Origin of the sequence: Spartinivicinus marinus (assembly GCF_026309355.1) — a bacterium.
Classification (GTDB): domain Bacteria; phylum Pseudomonadota; class Gammaproteobacteria; order Pseudomonadales; family Zooshikellaceae; genus Spartinivicinus; species Spartinivicinus marinus.
Genome location: NZ_JAPJZK010000001.1, coordinates 5,284,864 through 5,309,080 on the forward strand (window position 1 = coordinate 5,284,864; position 24,217 = coordinate 5,309,080).

Sequence of the window (24,217 nt, forward strand, 5' to 3'; positions counted from 1 at the left end):
CTATGAATCTGAAGCGTTGGCACAGACTGGTCATTAGTCACTATTGCAAGGAGCTGGCAATGACTCAAAGGGCTGGGTCTATCATCCTGGCAAGCGTATTTAATTCACGCCTAGAGGTTGTGAAGTTTATCATTTGCACGCTAAGGCAAGGTGGCTGGGCATTTATTCCATTTTTATTCTTACTACTCTTTCACTTTGTAGCTGTTAATGCTGTATTTGCAGAAGAATCTGATCAATCGTCTGCCGCTAAAGTGGCTGCTGCAGATGTACGCATGCTTGTGGATATTTCAGGTAGTATGAAAATTAATGATCCACAAAACTTACGAGTGCCTGCAATAGAGTTAATGGTTGAATTATTACCAAAAGGCAGTAAGGCGGGAGTATGGAATTTTGGTCAGCATATCAAACCACTGGTCCCTTATGCAGACGTTAATGACCAATGGCGACAACAAGCAAGACAGCAAGTAGAGAAAATTAATTCAACAGGGCTATTTACTAATATTGGAGAAGCCCTCAATGCAGCTGCATTTGATCGTAATACTCAGGCTAAACAGCCTCGTCATATCATCCTGCTAACTGACGGCATGGTGGATATTGCAAAAGACCCAGATAAAAACAAGGCCGAACGTGAGCGAATTATTACTGAACAAATTCCAATACTCAGTCAGGCTGGTTACACGATTCATACTATTGCTTTATCCAGTAATTCTGATCGAGAGTTAATGGATACTCTGGCCATAGAGACAGGTGGATTTTCTTCAGAAGCCAATGATGCTGAAGCATTAACCAAACTGTTTTTAAAAGCCTTGGAGCAAACCGCTCCAGCGGAGCAAGTGCCATTAAAAGATAATAAATTCTTGGTGGACTCCAGTGTTGAAGAATTTACTTTACTGGTCTTTAAACCCCGCCCTGAAGCGGTTACCCAACTACTGTCACCTGATCAAACACGCTATTCCAAAGACAATACCACTGATGATATTAAATGGCATAGTACTGATCAGTATGACTTAGTCACTGTACAAAAGCCGTATGAAGGTGAGTGGTTGTTACAAGCAGAACCTGACCCTGATAACCGGGTTACCATTGTTAGTGACCTGAAATTAAAAGTAAAAGAAATCCCCAGTAACTTATTTTTAGGGCAGGAAGTAGAGCTGGACTTTTGGTTTGAGGAACAAGGCAAAACGATTCTTAAACAGGATTTTTTACAGGTTATTCAAGGCAGTTGGCGAGTATATCAAACTGCAAAACTGATCAGTGAACAACCGGTAAAAGGAGAAGACTCTGTCAAAGAGGGGCACTTTACTGACCTGCTTAAGCCATTTCCAGAATTAGGGGATTACCGGATTGAGCTGGTTATTGATGCTAATACGTTTAATCGCCGTTATGCGAAGCTCGTATCGGTACGTCAACCATTTAAGATTGAGAGTGAGCTGCTCACTGACGATGGTCAAGATAAGTACCTAGTGGTAGTGAAACCCCGTAGTCAGTCGATTGATAGAAAATCATCGAAAGTAGTCGCCCAAGTGCGTTATCCAGATGGCACAAAACAGCTTCGTCCCGTTCCCCTTTATAAAGATGGCCGGAGTTGGCGATTTTCCATTGAGCGTTTACAGCAAGGTCAACACAAGGTTTTTTTTAATATTAATGCACAAGCGAAAGATGGTCAGTCGCTGAAAATTGAAACAGCCCCAATTATATTGAATTATCCAGAAACACAAACAGCGACAGCAGAAGCTGGGGTTACTCCTAAGCCAGAACCAGAAAAAGCTGAACAAAAAATAGAGCCAGAAGTGGATACGAGCACTGAAGCGGAACAAGCGCCTGAGACTGAAGAACAGTTGGACACTGCAGAAGAGCCAGAGGAGGAGGCTGAAACAGCAGAAGATGAGTTAGGCTGGATTACTTATGCAGGGATAGCTTTGGGCAATATATTGGTGTTGGGTGGGTTATTTTTTGCCTATAAAAAACTCATAAAGAGCGGTGATGAAAAACTTGAAGATGAGGAGGCTGAGTCTGGTAAGGAAGGGAAAGAAAATGAAGAAAAGCCTGCGGTTGATGAAAAGCCAATAGTTGAATTAGAAGAACCTGATGAGCTAGAGCCGGAACCAGAACCAGAACCAGAACCAGAACCAGAAAAAGATCCTATGGCAGAAGATGATGATATGGAAATTGAACTACCTGCCGATGACCTTGAAGACTTAACGGCCAGTGAACCAGTGGCTGGGGAGGAAGAGCCGCCTCCTGCTCCACCAGAAACCATGGATGAGGAGCAAGCTGAAGCCAAGGATCAGTTAGATGAAGATGATATTCCTACCGAAGATCCTGAAGATTTACTGAATGAAGATTTTGACTTATCAGGTGGAGATGAGTCGGATGAAAAAAAAGATAAACCTGAATAAATCAACCGTCGTTTATTAACAGCTCCCTTTCCTACTCATTATACTCAAAGCGTGGGGTGTATCATGGTATAGTAGGTAAAAGTGTTTACTTATCCATCGCTGCTATAGGCGAATTACTGGCGTTATACGTGAATTTTTAGGGTTATGTGCGAATTATTAGGTATGAGTGCCAATGTTCCAACGGACATTTGCTTTAGTTTTACTGGTCTTATGCAGCGAGGAGGGCGCACTGGTCCCCATAAGGATGGTTGGGGCATTGTGTTATATGAAGGAAAAGCGATTCGGGAGTTTCGTGATAGCCAGCCAAGTTACCAGTCCGCAGTAGCAGAGCTGGTAAAACAATATCCTATTAAAAGCTGTATTGTAATTAGTCATATTCGACAAGCTAACTCTGGGCGAGTTTGTTTGGAAAATACACATCCTTTTATTCGAGAGTTATGGGGAAGAAAGTGGACTTTTGCCCATAATGGTCAGCTAAAAAAAGCAAAACAAGCGCTTCCCTTATCATTTTATTTACCCGTGGGGACCACTGATAGTGAACATGCCTTTTGTTGGATGTTAGCTCAAATAAGACAACAGTTTCCTGTAATGCCTGAGCAGCCAGAGCCTATATGGCAGGCTATTCATCAATTGTGTTGTCAACTCAATGAATATGGTGTGTTTAATTTATTATTAAGCGAGGCTAATTATCTATATGCATTTTGCTCGACGAAATTATCTTGGTTAACACGGCGAGCACCTTTTGCAGAAGCGATATTAAAGGATGCTGAGCTGAAAATTGACTTTCAAAAAGAAACCACCCCTAATGATGTTGTTACTGTGATAGCAACGGAACCGCTCACCACGAATGAAACCTGGAATACCTTAGAGCCGGGAGAGTTAGCAGTATTTCAGTTGGGGGAGTTGGTATCTACAATTAAAGCAAAAGAATAATTTGCAGCACTTTCTTAATCCAGGACCTTTTCAACTACCTCTCTATACTCTTCGTGCAAGGTTGCTACAAATAAAGCGAGTGTCTGATATGGAATGTTCTGTTACGCCATATCAATTAGTTTTTGTGGCGGCCTATTTTACTGCCATTGCGTTCAATCTGACCATTCGCTACAGTAGCTTGATAGAAAAGTGACAGGCTTAAAAGGCTTTAGATTAAAAAGATAGCTGGTATAAACACAATGAAATTTTCAAGTACCAAGGAATATGTAGCGGCGGATGAGTTAACGATGGCAGTGAATGCAGCCATTGCTCTCCAGCGCCCGCTGTTGATTAAAGGGGAGCCCGGCACCGGAAAAACTATGCTGGCAGAACAGGTGGCTAAGTCATTAGAACTACCGTTGATTCAGTGGCATATCAAGTCTACCACTAAAGCACAGCAAGGGCTGTATGAGTATGATGCAGTCTCTCGTTTAAGAGACTCTCAGCTGGGTGATGAACGGGTACATGACATTAGCAATTACATTGTCAAAGGTAAGCTATGGCAGGCCTTTGAGTCAGACCAGCCAACAGTGTTACTCATTGATGAAATTGATAAGGCGGATATAGAGTTTCCCAATGACCTATTATTGGAGCTGGATAAAATGGAGTTTTATGTGTACGAAACTCAACAGCGCATTGCAGCAAAACACCGGCCTATCATTATCATTACCAGCAATAATGAAAAAGAATTACCTGATGCATTTTTAAGGCGTTGTTTTTTTCACTACATTAACTTCCCTGATCAGTCCACCATGCGCCAGATTGTTGAGGTTCACTATCCTGGTATTGCGGCAAAACTGGTGACAGAAGCCATGGAAATCTTTTTCTCGTTAAGAGAAGTGCCAGGCTTGAAAAAGAAGCCGTCAACATCAGAGCTGATTGATTGGATTAAGCTACTAATGGCGGATGAAATATCCGTTGATATTTTACGTGATCGTGATGCCAGTAAGGCTATTCCACCCTTGTATGGGGCATTGGTAAAAAATGAGCAGGATGTGCATCTGCTGGAGCGACTAGCTTTTATGGCACGTAGAAAGCGGTAAACGGCTATGTTAATCCAGTTTTTTGAGGCGATTAGAGCAGAGAAAATTCCCGTAACTATTCGGGAATGGCTAGATTTGCTGGCTGCGCTGGAAAAGCAGGTAGTCTTTGCTGATATTGATCAGTTTTATTATTTGGCGCGTACTTGTTTGATTAAAGATGAGCGTTATTATGACCGTTTTGACCAAGCGTTTGCCCATTACTTCAATGGGCTTGATGACTTAACTAAAGCGTTAGAAACGCTTATCCCTGATGAATGGTTACGGAAAGCCTTTGAACGGCATTTGTCTGAGGAAGAAAAACGACAAATACAGTCTTTAGGTGGTTTGGAAAAACTACTGGAAACCTTTAAAAAGCGTCTAGAAGAGCAACAAGAACGGCATCAAGGAGGAAACCGGTGGATTGGCACTGGTGGTACCTCACCATTTGGTGCGTTTGGCTATAACCCTGAAGGTATTAGAATCGGTCAACCAGGTTCACGACATCGACGGGCGGTTAAAGTGTGGGATCAGCGCCAGTTTAAAAACTTAGATGGTGAGGTTGAGTTAGGCACCCGCAATATAAAAATGGCTTTACGGCGGCTTCGCCAGTTTGCCAGGCAAGGCGCAGCTGAAGAACTTGCGTTAAATGATACTATCCGAGCCACTGCTGAAAAAGGTGGGTTATTGGATATTAAAATGGTGCCGGAGCGACATAATACAGTTAAAGTGCTACTACTGATGGATATTGGTGGCACCATGGATGATTATGTCCAGCAGTGTGAGGAGCTTTTTGCTGCCGCAAAATCTGAGTTTAAACACCTGGAATTTTTTTATTTTCATAATTTTATTTATGAGGCGGTCTGGCAAGATAATTTGCGTCGTCATGATGATCGCTTATCCAGTTGGGAGTTATTACGCACTTATGGAGCAGATTATAAAGTGATTTTCGTTGGCGATGCGGCCATGTCTCCCTATGAAATTGCCATGCCTGGAGGCAGTGTTGAACATTGGAACGAAGAGGCAGGGTCAACCTGGATGGAGCGTTTTAAAGACAAGTTCACGCATATTGCTTGGTTGAACCCGTTGCCAGAATCCAGTTGGGGCTATTATCAATCCTGTCAAATGATCCAGGAGCAGTTAGAAAATAATATGTTTCCCATGACAATTGACGGTTTAGAACGTGCAATGCAGCATTTAGTAAAATGACACCGCCAGAAATACAACAATATCCCAAAATTATCTTATTTGATGGTGTTTGTGTGTTGTGCACAGGCTGGTCAAAATTTGTTTTAAAACGAGATACTCAGCAGCAGTTTGTGATGGCCACGGTGCAATCACCTGTGGGGCAACGTTTACTGAGTTGGTTGGAAATGCCTTTAGATGAATTTGAAACCATGATTTATTTGGAGAAAGGCCAGTGTTACACCCACCTTGAAGCCTTTTTGAAAATTATCCAGCACTTTGCCTGGCCATGGCGAGTCTTGTTAATATTAAAGCGTATTCCACGACGTTATCAGGATAAGCTCTACTGTTTTGTAGCCAGCCGGCGCTATCGTTGGTTTGGTAAACGGCAACGTTGTTTTATACCTTCAGTAGAGCAGAGAGCACAAATTTTGCAGGATTAACTAAAAGCACTTAAAGAGTATATTTTAAAATTAAAAAATGGATAAGGATGTTTTGTGAGTTATATACAAGGGATTTCTCAGCAGGTTGTTTCTCTGCCTCAGCAGTTAATAGTCAGTAAGCTTTCTTCAAAACAATCAAACGCAGTTAACTGGTCTGGTAGACAGCTACAATTAACTGCTTCTCAAGTGGCAGATAAGCTCATTAATGGTTCTTGCAGTGAAGTGGCAAAGGCAAACACTCATTATAAACAAGATATTAAAAATAGCGAGTTAAGCAATAGCAAACTAACCCCTGCCAATGGGAAGGCTAAAAAACTTTATTGCCGTCAAGGGCTATTAAGCCCGATGTTTATTATCAAGCGGCTAATAAAAAAGTACGATAATGCTACTTTTAAACGGTTTTCCCAAGGTGGATATATAGGTGATGCGCCATTTGGTAAAGGGGGTATTTGTGCGGCGCTAGTGATGAAATGGTTTGGTTCGTTAGCTCATAATATTGACTTTTTCTCTGATATTGGACCCTATTACACTGAATTAAAAAAAACAGCAGCTGATGGTCGGGAAGAAGTTTTTCAGTTGGCAATAAATTATTATACCGATATTTATGGGGGTGACCCTGGTCATGCAGATGCGAGCTGGAATGCAAGGCAAGCCACAGACAAACAGGTATTGGCAGATTATTTAGCTGATTATGGGATAATCGATAAGGGCTATTTGCTGCGGGAAGATCAATTAAATACAGATAAACTGGCTACCTGTTTAAATCAACCTGGTTATTATGATATTGGTCTTTATTTTTCGGAAGGCGGTGGCGGACATGCAATAGGCGTTGCTATTAAACAGACTGAGTTGGAGAAAATGGAATATCGATTATTTGATCCTAATTATGGTGAGTTACTATTTAATGATCAGCAATCATTACAAGCGGCGGTAAAAGACTATATTAGTCGGATTTACCCTAATCATACAGGTAAGTGTCGGGTGCAGTTTTTTTCGTAACATTCAAAAGCCCCCTACCGGAGGGAGCTTTTGAGGTAAGTTCTCGAAATTAGCAACTAACTACTACATCGAGAAGGGTGCCGGCGCAATACTGGCTCGGTCGGCAGCAGTAGGCTGCTTATGTGAGTGGTGGCGCTGACTGTGTTGATGGGTACCAGGCACTGGCTGTTTTTCTGCTGCTGCAGCGAGTTGATCCCCAGACTGAGTTTTTCGCCAGTTGCTAACGAGATTATTTAACCAGTCATAGTAGTGGTTGCTGTAAGCACTTACTAAAGTTTGCATATGGCGCTGGTAACTTTCTAAGTCATCATTTCTTAAATATTCAGCCAGTTTTTTGTGCTGACTGGGGTACTGTGACTGCAAGAAACGATGCAAGGTATAAGACCAGTTGTAAACCATAGTGTTACCAGATGAATAATCAATATTGGCAATCTGGTGCATTGAAGGCATACCTGATTGGGCCGCGCGACTAATTTCACCCATGCTGTAGTAGTCGTCTTTCCAGGCAATATATTCAGCTAAGCCTTCAGTCCACCAAGTAGTTTTATTTAAGGGATAGTAACCAAAGTTACCGAACATGTTAAAGCGACCATCTAAATAGTGCACATATTCATGCCGTAAATTCCAAACCTGCCATTTACCCCAGCGTTTGTCTTCATAAACAAATAAGCGGGCTTGGTTGTCATTTCGTTCTGGGCTTCCTTCAATGTAAATACCGCCGTTATTAGTTGAGACTCCATAGAGTAGTGAACCAAACTTGCCGTATTGTTTTTTATCATTAAAGATAACTAATTCTAGTGCTTGGTTATTATCTTTGGATACAGGTTGCCATTGGGTACTCATAATGGAGTGGAACTCACCTTCCTGGCTGTTTAAGGTAGAGCAAATTTCATTTTTTTGCTGCGTTGTTAATTCTTGATACCGCAGCTTTAAGGAAGCACTACACTGATGAGTATAAGGCAATGCTTCAGCAATCGTGTAGATATAACACATCCCAGAGAACTCATTTTGACAGCTTTCCTTGGCGTTATCTCGGCGAGTTTTCTTCACATAATAAGTGTAGAAACTGGATTGCAGGTCTTTAATCTCCGCATAGTTGCGATGGTGCTGCATAATCGCAACAGCATTGCTTTCTAGTTGTTTATTCCACTGCGTTTGCTCAGTTAAGTGGAGGTTACCCAATGCTTCAATAATGTTAAATAAAATAAAGGGGTCCTTACCATGATAACGGCTTTCCCAAATGGCTAAACCGCTCTTGCCTAACTGGCCTAAAGCGACAGGCAATTGGGTTTCTGTAAGTAGAGCATCACGAAGAGACGTATCTGTTAAACTAGGTTGATCTACCTGGAAACCTAAAATATCGATTAATGTCAGGTACTCAAATATTGCTGTGCTATAGCCTGCCTGACCATTAATTTCAGCGGCGTTAACGGCTAAGTGCTGGGTAATTTTGGTAAGTGTAGGGATATGGCTGGCGTAAATAGTTTGTGCGGTTGGAATTCTCACATAACCATTAAGCGCTACTACATAACCTTCTAAAGCACGAGCAGCATTGTAACTCACGCCATAAAAATCACTCATTTTAGTGACATTGGTCAGTGCTTGAGAAGCAAGTATCGATACGCTAACAGGAATACCGTTGGTTTCTTTTACATAATTCCAGCCACGTAAATAAGTAAATAGCTGATGTAACGCTTCATCTTTAATATTATTTTGCTTGGCTAAAAAAGCAATGGCTTGAAACACATCTTTTAATTGTGCTGCTGATAAATGTTGGTAATTAGCATTATAAAAGTTGCTGGTTTCTTTAGTGTTTAAAATATTGTGAACAGTCGTAGGGAAGTCACTTTTACTATTCCAATGAGAAGGGAATAACTCAGTGATTACTGTAGGCGTAGTTGGTTTAACTGGCTGGGTCGGCTTAACGGGTTTAGTCGGTTTTACCGGCTTTGTTGTGACTGGTTTAGTTGGTTTGTTAGTTGTATTTGTAGTGGTTGTCGTTGGTTTGGTTGGGGATGTAATGTTATCAAATAGTAGATAAACAGAAGACGTATTTGAGTAGGTTTTGCCATCAAATACTCGATAGGAGAAAATATCTTGATCAATATTGGCTGTCGAGTAATAGATAAATTTACCGGTTGTTGTATTTAGTTTTAATTCACCATGCTTGGGTTGGCTAACCACTTGATAGGTTAATGGGTCATTATCTTTATCTTCTGCCCATACCCAGCTATTGAGTAATTTGCCTTTTTCTACCGTATTGCTGTGGCCTAATGTGGCAGGGGCTTGGTTATTAGTATTGTTGGTTGGCTTATGGGTGATGGTGTTTTTATCAAATAAAAACTGGACTACCGACTCGTTAGAATACTGGTAACCATCCCAGACTTTAAAGCGAAACTCGTCATAGTCAGCTTTAGGGCTATGGGCAGTATAAGTAAAAGTGCCTTTATAGTTATCAAAAGAAAGGGTGCCATATTTAGGGGAAGACATTAGCTGATAATAAAGGGACTGCTTTTCTGGGTCTTGTCCCCAAACTTGGGATTTAACTGATTTACCAAGAGTCGCTTGATGGCTTTGGCTCATGGTGGTGGGGGCTTGATTGGCAAAGGCTGGGGATGATGCCAGCAATGTTGCTACGCAAGAAACAGCAGCCAAGTTAATGATTGCTCTGTTTGGCTTTCTCACTTTCACACCTCTATCAATTGAATGTTTGAATAATTGTGCGAATTATGATCATTAATGGAACGTGTGGTGTGATGTGGTTCAAAAAAATATAGTACTAACGTCTCGTCAATAATGTGATTGTGTTTGTTTTGTGAGGTGGTTGGCTAACTTATGAAAATGTAAACTTTGTAAAAATAATTTTTATTTATGTATAAACATTTATATTTTTTAGCAGTCTATTTTTTTAGTTATTAAAAAATTTCATGAATTAAAGAAAAGGAATAAAAAAAAGCGCCTATTGGCGCTTTTTATAACACGTTCTAAGGAATTCAATAAAAATTCCCCCCTTAAACTTAAGGAGGGATAGAAGATTTATTATTCAAATAATGGAGGACGTAGGGCAGTTGCCTGATCAACAACAGTTGGCATATGGTTAACGTGATGATTGCTTCTAGAGTGTAGACTATCACCTGCCATAGTATGGCCCGTTGAATGTTGCTTACTTCTTAAATCATTGATGAGATTATTCACCCAATTGTAATACTCATTACTGTAACGTTGTTTCATTGAGTTAAGTTCAGCTTTATATGCATCAAATTGGTTGTTGCGTAAATGCTGAATTAGGCTTAAATACTCTGCTCTATGTTTTTCATAAAAGAATCGGTTTACTGTATATGACCAGTCATATATCAGCGTTTGTGACTCTCCATAAATGACACTAATAATTTTATCGAGTGAAGGTATTCCTTTTTTAGCTGAATTTAATAGGCTATTAACACCATCTTGACGATAGTCTTTATTCCATGCAAAGAACTCTGCTAATCCCTCAGTAGACCAGACAATATTATTTCCTTTTACAGATGTATTGTAATTTCCAAAATCACCATACTTGTTAAATCGACCATCAAGATAGTGGACATACTCGTGTTGTAAGTTTCTGATGTCCCACTTACCAAACCTATTTTCTTCATAAACAAACAACCTAGCCTGATTACCTTGTTTAGAAGGAATACCTTCCAGATAATATCCACCATTGTTTGTATCTAAGTATTTATATAGAGCTGACCCATAGCGTTGGTAGTCTTCTCTAGAGTCAAAAACCACTAGCTCTAAAGCTTCATTAAAATCATCTTTAACAGGCTGCCAGTTTGTCCCCATTTGAGCATGGAAGTCATATTCTTGGCGACTGAGCCTTGCACATACACCGTTAACTTCTGACTGAGAGAGTTGCTGGTACCGCAGCTTTAATGAGTTACTGCATTGATGAGTATAAGGCAATATTTCAGCTACTTGTAATTTATAGCAAAGTCCAGAAAACTTGCTGTTACAGGTTTCTTCAGCATTTTTTGGATATACTTGACTAACATAATATTTATAGAATGAGGACTTTAATTCGCGCTGGTCTGGGTAACCTGACTGAGCTTTTACAATATCAATTATATTTTGCTCAACCTGTTGGTTCCATACTTCCTCTCCAGCAAAGTTTAAACTACCCAATATCCACAGAGTATTAAGTAAGATGAATCCATCATCCTTTCGTTTACCATATCGGTCTTTAAAAAGAGATAGGGAGCTTTTACCCAGTTTATTCATAGTACTAGGTAAGGAGGTTTGCGAAATGATGGCTTGCTTAAATAGTTCTCCATCATTATTCGCATAATATGTGTATAACTTAAGCGTTTTAAATACAGTGAAAATGGCTTTAGTATAGCCTCTTGCACCATTAACAGCCTCTTGTTGCTGATAAAGTCTATTAAAGAAACCTTCCAGGTTAGTCAGCTGTTTTGTAAATACCGTACGTATAGATTTATTGCGAATAGCGTGGTCTAAAATAGTGGCATAGCCATCTACAATAATTGAGGATCTATAATTAATATCAGCCCAGATATCAGGATCTATATTGGCTATTTCAGGCATATTAATTAGTTGTGAAAGAACATTGTTTATTAATGTTGCATCAGCGGTTGAGAATTCACTGGCAGAGTTTGAGGCAAACCAAGCTTTTAGGTAAACAATTAATCCTTCAAATGCTTGATCGCTTGGATTCTTTTGATCGACTAAAAATGCTAATGAACTAAAAATATCAAGAACTTCAGACTTCGTGTAAACCCCCATTGTCATACTGTTTTGCTGGGAGTATGAAGCAGACAAAATAGATCTTACATGATTGGGAAAACTCTCTTTGCTTGTCCAATATGAAGGGTACAAATTTGCAATAGTTGTCGTTGGTGTTACGGGTTTAGTTGGCTTGGTGATCTTAGTCGTTGTGGTTGGTGTTGGTGTTACAGGTTTAGTTGGCTTGGTGATCTTAGTCGTTGTGACTGGTGTTACAGGTTGAGTTGGATTGGTCGTTATAGAGGCGTTATTAAACGATAAATAGACAGAGGAAACATTTGAAGACGCTTCACCATCAAATACTTGGAATGAAAAAATATCTTGTTTTACATTGGCTGTAGAGTAATAAGTAAACTTTCCTGTTTTAGAATCTAAATTTAAGCTCCCATACTTTGGCTGCTTTACTACAGTGAAAGTAAGGGTGTCTTTATCTTTATCAACCCCATAAGCTCTACTTTTTAGCAGTTTTCCCTTTTCAACATAATTTGTTTGCCCCATAGTCGTTGGAGCGTGGTTACGAGCCTTTGGTTTGGTTGTTGTAGGTGTGGTAGGTTTTTGGGTTACTTGCTTGCTATCAAATAAGAATTGTACAACAGACTCATTGGAATATTGGTAACCATCCCAGACTTTAAAACGAAATTCGTCATAGTCGGCAATAGGACTATGGGCAGTATAAGTAAAAGTGCCTTTGTAGTTATCGAAAGAAAGGGTGCCATATTTAGGAGAAGACATTAGCTGATAATAAAGGGGCTGTTTTTCTGGGTCTTGTCCCCAAACTTTCGATGTAACTGACTTACCAAGAGTCGCTTGATGGCTTTGACTCATGGTGGTGGGGGCTTGGTTTGCAAAAGCTGGGGATGACGCCAGCAGTGTTGCTACGCAAGAAACTGCAGCCAGGTTAATGATTGCTCCGTTTGGCTTTCTCACTTTCACACCTCGATCAATTGAATGTTTAAATAGTGACGTGAATTATGAGAATAAATGGAACGCGTGGCGTGACATTGTTCAAAAATTGTTCTGATCAATATATCGTCAATAGTGTGAGGGAGTTTGTTTTGTGATCAGGTTGGCTAACTTATGAATTTGTAAAGAATGTAAATATAATGCTTATTTATGTATAAGCATTTTTATTATTGTTTGATTTATTGTTTTTGCTATTAAAAGAATGATAGAGTTAAAAAAAAGCAATAAAAAAGCGCCTTTAGGCGCTTTTTAAAATAGAAAAATATTTTAACTCATTTTTTTATCGACTATTAAAAGCTCTGATTAGCCTCTGTAATAACGCTGCTCTACAAATGGCGTTTTAGCGACTTTAATGGGCAGTGATTTACCTCTAACCTGAGCATACACTTCCGTATCTAGGGCGCTATAGGCCGTTTCTACATAGCCCATGGCAATTGGGCCGCCAAAGCTTGGTCCAAAACCGCCGCTGGTCACTTTGCCTATTTCTTTGCCTTCGCTATTGGTTAGCACCACACCTTCACGGATAGGGGCTTTACCTTGTGGTAATAAACCGACACGTTTGGTTTGCCAGTTTTTTTCAGTAATTTGATCAAGGATTTTTGCTTCGCCGATAAAACCGCCGGCGCGGCTGCCACCTGGTCTTCTGGACTTACTAATAGCCCAAATCAAACTACCTTCCAGTGGGGTAGTGGTAGAGTCAAGGTCATGACCATATAAACACAAACCCGCTTCCAGTCTTAATGAGTCACGAGCACCTAAGCCAATGGCTTCGACTTCGGGCTCTGCAAGTAGTAAGCGGGCGAGCGCTTCGGCTTGATCGGCTGGGACAGAAATCTCATAACCATCTTCACCGGTATAACCTGAACGGCTTACAAAACAATCAATATCTTTGATGGTCAGCGCCTTAGTATCCATGAAGACCATGTCACTGACAGCAGGTGCCAATCTGGCCAATATATTAGCGGCTTCAGGGCCTTGTAAAGCAAGTAAGGCTCGATCGGCTAAAATGTTAATTGTTATGTCTTCTGGCAGATGTTGTTGTAAATGAGCAATATCTTGTTCTTTACAGGCTGCATTAACGACAACAAGCAAAAAGTCACCCATATTGCTGATCATTAAATCATCTAAGATGCCACCTGATTCATCTGTAAATAGGGCATAGCGTTGTTTACCCACAGGTAGGTCAATAATATCTACCGGCACCAGCTTTTCTAAAGCCTGTGCAGCTTGGCGACCAATCAGCTGAACCTGCCCCATATGGGAGACATCAAAAAGACCTGCTTTTGCTCGGGTATGTAAATGCTCGTTTTTAACGCCTAGTGGATACTGCACTGGCATTTGATAACCGGCAAAAGGCACCATTTTCGCCCCTAACTCAAGATGCAAGTCATATAAAGGGGTTTTCAATAATGCATCATCTGTGGTCATAATTATCTCCCATAAAAAGCGGTGTAGCATAGGCTACACCTGTTTACTTAGTCATTAGATGGCACAGCTTGGCCTTCGATTTCCTCTTGACTCTTCGCAAAGTACTCTCGAGTCAATTTGATAATGACAGGACTCAATGCTGCTAATGCAATTAGGTTAGGAATAGCCATTAAGGCATTTAGAATGTCAGCAATAATCCATACCAAATCCAGGCTGGCGATAGCACCAACAGGTACAGCAATTACCCAGATTAAACGGAAAGGAACGATGGCTTTTTCACCTAATAGGTATTGCACACAACGCTCGCCGTATACACTCCAGCCTAAAATAGTAGTGAAAGCAAAAATAGCAAGGCCTATCGTTACAATAGAGCTGCCTATGCCAGGTAAGGTTGTTTCAAAAGCAAGGGACGTCATCGCGGCCCCTTTAACACCAGAGGTTGTTTGCCAAGCACCAGAGGAAACAATTGCTAGGCCAGTAATTGAACAAACGATAATAGTGTCAATAAAGGTACCCAGCATAGCAATTAAGCCTTGTCTTACTGGGCTATTGGTTTGAGCAGAAGCGTGAGCAATTGGTGCACTACCAATACCTGCTTCGTTAGAAAATACACCACGAGCAACACCAAAGCGAATAGCGGCGGCAACACCTGCACCGACAAAACCACCTGTTGCTGCAGTACCAGAAAATGCGCTAGTAAAGATCAGCTCTAATGCGGCAGGAATTTGACCTAAATTCAATGCTAGAACAACTAAGCCTGCTAATAAATAAGCAATGGCCATAAATGGTACAAGTTTTCCTGCTACTTTAGCGATAGATTTAATTCCACCAATTAATACTGCACCGACTAAGACCATCATGACGATGCCAGTGACAGCTGGTGAAATACTGAAGTTTTCTTGGAGGGCATTAGCGACCGAATTAGCTTGAACGGTATTCCCCATACCAAATCCAGTAATTGACCCCAATACAGCGAAAGTAGTGCCTAGCCATAACCAGGATTTTGGTAGGCCATTTTTTATATAATACATCGGGCCGCCTACGTGGTTACCGTTTTTATCTTTTTCACGGTATTTAACGGCACAAACGGCTTCTCCATATTTAGTTGCCATTCCCACCAGAGCCGTACACCACATCCAAAATAAAGCACCTGGGCCACCTAGGGTAATAGCCGTCGCTACCCCGGCGATGTTACCAGTACCAATAGTGGCAGATAATGAAGTCATTAAGGCATTAAAGGGAGAGATTTCACCTGCTTCTTTGGATTCTTTGCGACCACCCCATAATAACTTGAAGGCTAAGCCTAGTTTGCGTATAGGCATAAACCCCAGTCGAAAGCTTAAAAAGAAGCCAACACCCAGGATAAGAAATAGCATTGCAGGTCCCCAGACAAACCCGCTAATTGAGTTAAGTATTTCCATAAGCACCATCTCTATTATTTTATCTAGCAGTTGATTTGGGCTTGTTGACACTTGCCGAAATAAGCACTGTTGTGGCTACAAGCACTTCAACACCAAGGTGAGGAGTGCCATTGGGTTGTGCCAGTCGGCCCAATTGTTGTTATAAATCATGCAGTTAATACAGCACGAGATAATTAAAAGATTACGATCCTACATTGGTTTTGCATTTAGTGGTAGTTTGATTTTTATATGTTGTTCTTTTGATCACCTTTATTTAAGTTACTCTGTTGTTGTAATAATGTCGCTTTTTTTGTTTATTTATTAGTCTCAAATGCCGAACGATAGGAAGCAAGCTATTGCTAGCAGTTGGTTAGTATGACAATAATATTGCCCCCACCGTGCATTTTATACAGCAAATGATTTATTTCAATCATCATAAGTTGTGTTTTAGTTGTTTTGTTAATTATTTGTTGGTAGCCGACACACTGTTTTTTGCAATTGGGCTTGCTTAGTGTCAAGCAGGCTGTTGTGTAAGTGAGCCTATGCTTGTTTTAATTCTGTAAAATTACCTTATTTATTGTTGTATTTTTGTTGTGGTAATTAATTTAGCCGCTACTGTGCTGACTAATAACTAGTGTTCTTTTAAATATACTCGTCGCGAATCATTTTTAGGTTTTGTTATCATCGTTCCTCACCCCAATCACCTATTAATATAGGCTCATGAGGCTTCGTCACTTGATGGCCTCACCTAAAAATCCTACGCATTGGGTATAGTCGCATTCTTTCCAGCTTTTTATTTATCTGATATCTCGCTTGTCATTATCTATGTTAGCCAGCTTATTCAGTGAAATTAGCTATTTATTTAAGTCTGTTTCACTCAAGGGCAAACGTACTCAAGGCAATTAAATTTGTTTCTTATTGGAAACAACCTATCTTATTTGCTAAATCGATGCAAGTGTTGGAAATGGAAAAATGTCTCGAATGCGCGCAACAAAATGTTAATGGTTACTTTTGGTTAGCTCAAGTGTTCAGCTAGGCATCAATAGTGTTGGGCATTGAAGGTCAGTAGGTAGGCTAGGCAAACATGCTGATGGCTATCGCTAGCGAGTGATACAAATCGGGGCAGGGCAGCAGTCGGTGATTACTGCTGCTGGTAGATAACTGGATAACTACGTTTGATACTGAGTATTAGTTAATACAAGTTTTAGTTAGCTGTTACCCACAGAATATGAGCATCTCCTTTACTGGTTGAGACTAAGGCGTGGCCCATATTAGCATCATAGTAGACACTATCACCTGCCTGTAGCTCTACAGGCTCATAAAACTCTGAATAAAACAGTAATGAGCCAGAAAGAATGAGTAAAAATTCTTCACCCTCATGTCGTACCCATTCCTGGTATTCACTAAATGAACGAGCTCGTACATAGGACTTAAAAGGCAACATTTTTTTGTGAACCAGTTGGGTTGCCAGCAGCTCATGCTCGTATGTAGGGGTAGGGTGAGGTTTGCCTTCATTAACCCGAGTAATGTCACGCCGCCCTGTTGCATGGGAGGTTTTAGGCTGGGTAAACAGTTGTGGCAAGTCGATACCCAGACCTTGAATTAGCTTTTGTACCGCGGTAAACGTTGGTGAAATTTGATCATTTTCAATTTTTGATAGGGTTGAGCGGGCCAAGCCTGTACGTTGGCTGACTTCTTCCAGGGTCCAGTTGTTACTTAAGCGGATTTCTTTTAACCGTTTACCTAGTTGTAAGGGTTCCACGTAAGCTTCACTGGATAAAAAAGATATGTCCAGTTTAGGCAAACCGGGGGTTTCATCCGCCATAAAATTTCCTTAACACTAACCGCTATTTAAGCATCAGCATAGTACAGAAAGGATAACTTAATGAAAAGGCGAGGATTTTCTTGTTAGTTAAAGTAGCAAAAGATTCGTCGTAATGAATTATGTTTCCAATAGGAAACAAAGTTGATTTAACGAGAAAAGATTGTTAGTCTTCCCTTCATCATCTCTATATTGTGTTCAATTAGTGGTTAAGCGAGTTGCTAACAAAGGGTTTTCACCAAGTTGGGTAGTTACAACCCGATTTTAAAGGTTAGCCAGTGACAATGAAAAGCTTGCTCAAGTATTTGAATAAATGCAGGAAGAATGAATCTGCATAACTGTACTTGAAACAACAAGCAGTTTATTAAAACAGAGTACCTAACAAAGAGTACCTAAAACATGGCGCTGAGTATTTTTGACCTATTTAAAGTGGGAGTTGGACCGTCCAGCTCACACACAGTTGGGCCAATGGTGGCGGCCAATCGTTTCTTGGTTGAGTTAGCCAAACGGCAGCAACTTAGCCAGGTCACTAAGGTAAAAGTCGCTTTATATGGCTCATTGGCTCTGACAGGTAAAGGCCATGCAACAGATATCGCTGTCTTATTGGGGTTATTAGGGGAAGCACCAGCAACAGTAAATCCGGATTGTGTGCAAGAATATATTCAAGCAATTAATACCCATCATCAGTTAAAACTGGCAGGAGAGTATCCGGTTACTTTTAACCCCGCTGAAGATATTCACTTTCACTATCAAGCAAGCCTGCCTGAGCATCCTAACGGCATGCAAATATTGGCTTATGATCAGCATGGGATGTTGTTATTTGAAGGAACTTATTTTTCGGTAGGGGGTGGTTTTGTTGTCACTAAGGGTGAGCAAACTGCCAGCGACCAAGATGTGGCTGTGCCATTGGCATTTAACTCAGGAAAAGAGTTGTTAGCGATTTGCAAACAGCATCAACTATCGATTGCTGAGCTGGTTTTAAAAAATGAGCAAGCATTGCAACCTGATTTAACCCAACAGCAGTTGTATGACCAAATCTATACAATTTGGGAGGTCATGGATAACTGTATTAGACGAGGTTGTCAGCAGTCTGGAGAATTACCTGGCGGCTTAAAAATCAAACGCCGTGCTGCCGAATTTTATCGAGAATTAACTAGTAAACCTGAAGCCGCTTTAAAAGATCAGTTAACCGTAATGGACTGGGTTAATTTGTTTGCTATGGCGGTTAATGAAGAAAATGCCGCGGGTGGTCGGGTGGTGACTGCGCCTACCAATGGCGCTGCCGGGGTAATTCCTGCGGTGTTAGCTTATTACGACCGGTTTGTGCATGGGGCCAGTCGTGAAGGTATCGTGAAGTTTATTGCTACAGCTGCTGCAATTGGCATGTTATATAAGCAAAATGCCTCTATTTCTGCTGCAGAAGTGGGTTGCCAGGGTGAAATAGGAGTGGCTTGTTCGATGGCTGCAGGTGCATTAACTGCCGTATTAGGTGGCACCAATGAGCAAGTGGAAAATGCCGCAGAAATCGGTATGGAGCATAACCTGGGTTTAACTTGTGACCCTATTGCTGGGTTAGTACAAGTGCCTTGTATTGAACGGAATACCATGGGAGCTGTAAAAGCCATTAATGCAGCACGGTTGGCTATTCGAGGTAATGGTGATCACCATGTGTCGCTGGATAGTGTTATTGAAACCATGCGACAAACAGGTCTCGACATGCAGGAGAAGTATAAAGAGACATCGCAGGGTGGGTTAGCCGTGAACGTAGTTGCATGTTAATTAGCATATTAATTAAATCGTTATTAATAAAAAATTGTTGATAAATAAATTAGGGGTTAACGATGAGCCAACTTGAATATCTCAATACAGCGCTTGAACAGTTTTTTGCAGAGGGATTGGCTACTGCTGATGCCGAGGTGCAACAGGCACTTAATCATGAATTTAATCGTCAACAAGATCAAATAGAATTAATTGCTTCAGAAAATATCGTATCTAAAGCTGTATTAAACGCGCAAGGCTCAGTATTAACTAATAAATATGCTGAAGGTTATCCTGCTAAACGCTATTACGGTGGTTGTGAGTATGTTGATGTGGTTGAGCAACTAGCCATTGACCGTGCCAAGGCTTTATTTAATTGCCAGTTTGTCAACGTGCAGCCCCACTCGGGTGCTCAAGCCAATGGTGCTGTCATGCTAGCACTTACCCAGCCTGGCGATACTATTTTAGGTATGTCTTTAGATGCGGGTGGCCATTTAACCCATGGAGCAAGACCCGCCTTATCAGGCAAATGGTTTAATGCTGTGCAGTATGGGGTGAACCCAGAAACCTTAACCATTGACTATGATGACATAGCACGTCTTGCTAAAGAACATCAGCCAAAACTGGTTATTGCTGGTGGCTCCGCTATTCCCCGAGAAATTGATTTTGCAAAATTCCGCGAAATTGCAGATAGCGTTGGTGCGTATTTAATGGTGGATATGGCTCATATTGCAGGCTTAGTTGCCACCGGTGCTCATCCAAGCCCTTTACCTCATGCGCATATTATTACCACTACTACCCACAAAACTTTGCGTGGACCAAGAGGGGGAATGATTTTAAGCAATGATGAAGCGCTTGGGAAAAAAATAAATTCTGCTGTTTTTCCTGGTTTGCAAGGTGGTCCTTTAATGCATGTGATTGCAGCAAAAGCGGTAGCGTTTGGTGAGGCATTAACGCCAGCATTTACAACCTATATTGACCAAGTCGTAAGTAATGCCAGAGTGTTGGCTGATGTCATTGTAGAAAGAGGCTATGCGGTAGTATCTGGTGGTACGGATACTCACCTGGTATTGGTTGATTTAAGGCCAAAAGGATTAAAAGGCAACAAGGCTGAAGTCAGTTTGGAAAGTGCAAGTATTACTTGTAATAAAAACGGCATTCCATTTGATACTGAAAAACCAACGATTACTTCAGGTATACGATTAGGCACACCGGCAGGTACCAGCCGTGGATTTGGTAATGAAGAATTTCGTCAGATCGGTCATTTAATTGCGGATGTATTAGATGGCTTGGTCAATCACCCAGACAACAATGAAGTGGCGGAGCAAGCAGTCCGGGTTGAAGTGGCAAAACTGTGTGAGCGTTTTCCAATTTATAGCTAATTATTGATTAACTGGTTAGGATTTAACAATAGGGTAAAGCATATGAGTCAAATTCCAGCTGAGCTGTATTATAGTAAGTCTCATGAATGGGTGCAGGAAAATGGCGACAATACGGTTACTGTCGGGATTACTGCCCATGCTCAAGAATTATTAGGTGATTTGGTTTTTGTTGAGCTGCCTGAAGTAGGGGCGAGCTTAGAAGCCGGTGAAGAGTTTGCAGTAGTTGAGTCTGTTAAGGCAGCATCTGATGTATACAGCCCTATTTCTGGTGAAGTGGTTGCAGTCAATGAAGCGTTGGTTGATAACCCTGAGCAAGTGAATGAAGGCCCTTTTGCAGATGGTTGGTTGATTAAAGTCAAGCTATCTGATAAATCAGAGCTAGACCAACTACTGAATGCTGATGCTTACCAAGCCGTAGTGGAAACAGAAGTTTAATTCTATCTTGCAAGAATGATTTTTTAATTTAATGCAGTCAGTTTGTTATTCAATAAAATAATGCGGCTGTCATTAACTGTGTAAAAAATGATTCATAAAAGGGGTGTGGTATCCCTTACTATTTAGAAGGTTAATGCAGATGACAGTTGATAAACAGCCTTTGCAGCAGCTTGAACAAAACGATGCTTTTATTCAGCGTCATATCGGGCCTGATCAAATCGATAAACAGGCAATGTTAGCCGCCCTAGGGGTTGATACCTTAGCGCAGCTGATTGACCAAACCGTACCTCAGTCGATTCGTTTAAAGCAGCCATTAACGCTGGGCGACAGTATGACTGAACAGGATGCATTAGCCACGCTAAAGAAAATGGCTGCTAAAAATAAGGTATTTAAATCTTATCTTGGCATGGGCTATCACAATACCATTACACCTAATGTCATTTTACGTAATGTATTGGAAAACCCAGGTTGGTATACCGCTTATACCCCTTATCAGCCTGAAATTTCCCAAGGCCGACTGGAAGGCTTATTAAACTTCCAGCAAATGATCATGGACTTAACCGGAATGGATTTAGCTAATGCTTCATTACTAGATGAAGCTACTGCTGCCGCTGAAGCAATGACTTTGTGTAAGCGATCCAACCGGAAAAAAACCAATAGTTTTTTTGTAGCTGAAGATGTTCATCCACAAACCATTGATGTTATTAAAACCCGAGCTGAGTATTTTGGTTTTGATATTGTTGTAGGTAATCCTTATCAAGACCTAGCTAAACATGAAGTGTTTGGCGTACTGTTGCAATATCCGACAACTGAAGGGGATATTGGTGATATCAGTACAGTCATACAAGCAGCCCAGCAACAAAAAGCCATGACTGTAGTGGCGGCTGATATTATGAGCTTAGTACTACTTAAGTCACCTGGTGAACTTGGTGCGGATGTAGTGATTGGAAGTGCTCAACGGTTTGGGGTACCGATGGGATATGGTGGTCCTCATGCGGCCTTCTTTGCTACCCGAGATAAACTTAAGCGCTCAACGCCGGGGCGTATTATTGGGGTATCAAAAGATACTCGTGGCCAATTAGCATTGCGGATGGCAATGCAAACCCGTGAGCAGCATATTCGTCGAGAAAAGGCAACATCCAATATTTGTACGGCACAAGCTTTATTAGCTAACATGGCTGGTTTTTATGCAGTTTATCATGGCCCTGTTGGCTTGAAAACCATTGCTACCCGAATCCATCGATTAACGGGTATTTTAGCGGCTGGTTTAGAAGCTAAAGGGGTTGAGCGGGTTAATAAACAATATTTTGACACCATCACCTTAAAAACTGCTGATCAAACCGAAGCTATTTATCAGCGTGCGTTGGCAGAACAGGTTAATTTAAGAAAAGTAGGTGAGGACAAAATTAGCATTGCCTTAGATGAAACAACTACGGCGGAAGATGTGCAACAGTTATGGTCTATTATTTTAGGAACAGACCATGGTCAGCAACTAACCGTTTGGGATCAACAGCTTGCTGATCAAGGGTTGGCAGGTATTACCTCCGCTTATCAACGTAGTGATGCCATTTTAACCCATCCAGTATTTAATCAGCACCACTCTGAAACAGAGATGCTGCGTTATCTCAAACAGCTGGAAAACAAAGATATTTCTCTAACCCATTCGATGATTCCGCTTGGCTCATGTACGATGAAGCTGAATGCGACTGCGGAGATGATACCTGTTACTTGGCCAGAGTTTTCACAAATTCACCCATTTGCACCGAAAGACCAAACAGTCGGTTACCAGGAAATGCTACAACAGTTAGCTGATTGGTTAATTGAAATGACAGGTTATGATGCATTATCTCATCAGCCTAATTCCGGTGCCCAAGGGGAATATGCAGGCTTGTTGGCTATTAGTGCTTATCACAAAGCAAATGGCAATGCTCATCGTAATGTGTGTTTAATCCCTAGCTCCGCTCATGGAACCAACCCAGCCAGTGCCAGCATGTTAGGTATGGATGTGGTAATTGTGGACTGTGATGATAATGGCAATGTGGATTTAGCGGATTTGGCCGCAAAAGCTGAAAAATACGCAGATAAACTGTCGTGTATTATGATTACCTATCCTTCTACACATGGTGTTTATGAAGAAGGTGTACAAGAAATCTGTCGTATTGTGCATCAGTATGGTGGCCAGGTTTATCTGGATGGTGCTAACTTGAATGCTCAGGTAGGTTTAACCAGTCCAGGATTTATTGGCGCTGATGTCTCTCATTTAAATTTACACAAAACCTTCTGTATTCCTCATGGTGGAGGTGGCCCGGGTATGGGACCGATTGGCGTTAAAGCCCACTTAGCTCCATATTTGCCTAACCATGCTGTGAACCCTGTAGACGAAGCGCTAGGTAATAACGGCGCCGTTTCAGCCGCTCCCTTTGGTAGTGCCAGTATTTTGCCTATTTCTTGGGTATATATTGCTTTAATGGGAACTGAGGGTATGTGCCAGGCAACGGAAGTGGCTATTCTTAATGCAAACTATATTACTGAGCAGCTCAGCGCCCATTACCCGGTACTATATCGAGGTAGTAATGGTCGAGTCGCTCACGAGTGTATTATTGATTTACGCCCGATAAAAGCCGAAATTGGTATCTCAGAAGAAGATGTGGCTAAGCGTTTAATGGACTTTGGATTCCATGCGCCAACCATGTCATTCCCAGTACCGGGTACTTTAATGATTGAGCCGACGGAAAGTGAATCAAAAGCTGAGCTAGATCGTTTTATTGATGCCATGATTACTATTCGCCAGGAAATTAATAAAGTCGCCGCTGGTGAATGGCAAGCTGATAATAACCCGTTAGTGAATGCACCTCATACACTTGCTGATATTACTGACGCTGAATGGAACCGTCCGTATAGCCGTGAAGAAGCAGTATTTCCATTAAACTGGTTAAAACAGCAAAAAGTGTGGCCGACCACTAACCGTATCGATAATGTTTATGGCGATCGGAACCTGGTATGTTCTTGTCCGGCTACTGACACTTATCGTACTGAGTAAAATACCCTAATCATGCCTTTTAGGAAGGCATGGTGACTAGATTGATTCCATGACTCCCCTCCTAGCCCTGGTGCCATCGTGTGCCGGGGTTTTTTTATTTAGAAATGCTTAAAAAACGGCTTGCATTTTTAGACTAATCGATAATTGCCCTTAAATTAATATACGACTAATATCTTACGTTTTTCTATCTTAG

At 41.2% G+C, this 24,217-nt stretch carries 15 protein-coding genes; 10 read left to right on the forward strand and 5 right to left on the reverse strand.

Annotation, left to right across the window (positions count from 1 at the left end; translation table 11 throughout):
* The first annotated feature begins 59 nt into the window (after positions 1 to 59).
* The 6 genes from OQE68_RS23755 (at position 60) to OQE68_RS23780 (ending at position 7,017) form a co-directional block, all read left to right on the forward strand.
* A complete protein-coding gene (locus tag OQE68_RS23755; protein WP_180567909.1) occupies positions 60 to 2,399 on the forward strand; it encodes a VWA domain-containing protein in 2,340 nt (779 codons plus the stop codon).
* 144 nt (positions 2,400 to 2,543) lie between these two features.
* Positions 2,544 to 3,332 carry a class II glutamine amidotransferase gene (locus OQE68_RS23760; protein WP_180567908.1) on the forward strand — a complete coding sequence of 263 codons (789 nt, stop codon included), beginning with the start codon at positions 2,544 to 2,546 and terminating at the stop codon, positions 3,330 to 3,332.
* A 239-nt stretch (positions 3,333 to 3,571) separates the two neighbouring features.
* Positions 3,572 to 4,414, forward strand: a complete 843-nt coding sequence (locus OQE68_RS23765; RefSeq protein ID WP_180567907.1) for an AAA family ATPase — start codon at positions 3,572 to 3,574, stop codon at positions 4,412 to 4,414.
* A gap of 6 nt (positions 4,415 to 4,420) precedes the next feature.
* Positions 4,421 to 5,599 (forward strand): vWA domain-containing protein, encoded by a 1,179-nt coding sequence (locus tag OQE68_RS23770; protein WP_180567906.1) that lies wholly within the window; start codon positions 4,421 to 4,423, stop codon positions 5,597 to 5,599.
* Positions 5,596 to 6,018, forward strand: coding sequence for a thiol-disulfide oxidoreductase DCC family protein (locus OQE68_RS23775; RefSeq protein ID WP_180567905.1), 423 nt, complete (start codon positions 5,596 to 5,598; stop codon positions 6,016 to 6,018). Before OQE68_RS23770 ends, OQE68_RS23775 begins: the two co-directional genes overlap by 4 nt.
* 54 nt (positions 6,019 to 6,072) lie before the next feature.
* Positions 6,073 to 7,017 carry a YopT-type cysteine protease domain-containing protein gene (locus OQE68_RS23780; RefSeq protein WP_180567904.1) on the forward strand — a complete coding sequence of 315 codons (945 nt, stop codon included), beginning with the start codon at positions 6,073 to 6,075 and terminating at the stop codon, positions 7,015 to 7,017.
* A gap of 63 nt (positions 7,018 to 7,080) precedes the next feature.
* Here the strand turns inward: OQE68_RS23780 and OQE68_RS23785 are convergent, their stop codons facing one another.
* The 5 genes from OQE68_RS23785 to OQE68_RS23805 all read right to left on the reverse strand — a co-directional run bounded on the left by OQE68_RS23785 (position 7,081) and on the right by OQE68_RS23805 (position 17,412).
* Positions 7,081 to 9,702, reverse strand: coding sequence for a collagenase (locus OQE68_RS23785; RefSeq protein ID WP_180567903.1), 2,622 nt, complete (start codon positions 9,700 to 9,702; stop codon positions 7,081 to 7,083).
* Positions 9,703 to 10,056: 354 nt separating this feature from the next.
* Positions 10,057 to 12,723, reverse strand: coding sequence for a collagenase (locus tag OQE68_RS31000; protein WP_180567902.1), 2,667 nt, complete (start codon positions 12,721 to 12,723; stop codon positions 10,057 to 10,059).
* A gap of 339 nt (positions 12,724 to 13,062) precedes the next feature.
* A complete protein-coding gene (gene gcvT / locus OQE68_RS23795) occupies positions 13,063 to 14,187 on the reverse strand; it encodes a glycine cleavage system aminomethyltransferase GcvT (RefSeq protein WP_180567901.1) in 1,125 nt (374 codons plus the stop codon).
* A gap of 47 nt (positions 14,188 to 14,234) precedes the next feature.
* Positions 14,235 to 15,608: an alanine/glycine:cation symporter family protein gene (locus tag OQE68_RS23800; RefSeq protein WP_180567900.1), complete on the reverse strand. Its 1,374-nt coding sequence runs from the start codon at positions 15,606 to 15,608 to the stop codon at positions 14,235 to 14,237.
* 1,183 nt (positions 15,609 to 16,791) lie between these two features.
* A complete protein-coding gene (locus tag OQE68_RS23805) occupies positions 16,792 to 17,412 on the reverse strand; it encodes a helix-turn-helix domain-containing protein (RefSeq protein ID WP_180567899.1) in 621 nt (206 codons plus the stop codon).
* A gap of 396 nt (positions 17,413 to 17,808) precedes the next feature.
* Between OQE68_RS23805 and OQE68_RS23810 the strand changes: the two genes are divergently transcribed.
* The 4 genes from OQE68_RS23810 to gcvP all read left to right on the forward strand — a co-directional run bounded on the left by OQE68_RS23810 (position 17,809) and on the right by gcvP (position 24,024).
* Positions 17,809 to 19,188: an L-serine ammonia-lyase gene (locus OQE68_RS23810; protein WP_180567898.1), complete on the forward strand. Its 1,380-nt coding sequence runs from the start codon at positions 17,809 to 17,811 to the stop codon at positions 19,186 to 19,188.
* Positions 19,189 to 19,250: 62 nt separating this feature from the next.
* Positions 19,251 to 20,549 carry a serine hydroxymethyltransferase gene (glyA, locus tag OQE68_RS23815; RefSeq protein WP_180567897.1) on the forward strand — a complete coding sequence of 433 codons (1,299 nt, stop codon included), beginning with the start codon at positions 19,251 to 19,253 and terminating at the stop codon, positions 20,547 to 20,549.
* Positions 20,550 to 20,591: 42 nt separating this feature from the next.
* Positions 20,592 to 20,984 (forward strand): glycine cleavage system protein GcvH, encoded by a 393-nt coding sequence (gcvH, locus tag OQE68_RS23820; protein ID WP_180567896.1) that lies wholly within the window; start codon positions 20,592 to 20,594, stop codon positions 20,982 to 20,984.
* 139 nt (positions 20,985 to 21,123) lie between these two features.
* Entirely contained in the window at positions 21,124 to 24,024 is a 2,901-nt protein-coding gene (gene gcvP / locus OQE68_RS23825; protein WP_180567895.1) for an aminomethyl-transferring glycine dehydrogenase, read from the forward strand.
* Positions 24,025 to 24,217 lie beyond the last annotated feature (193 nt).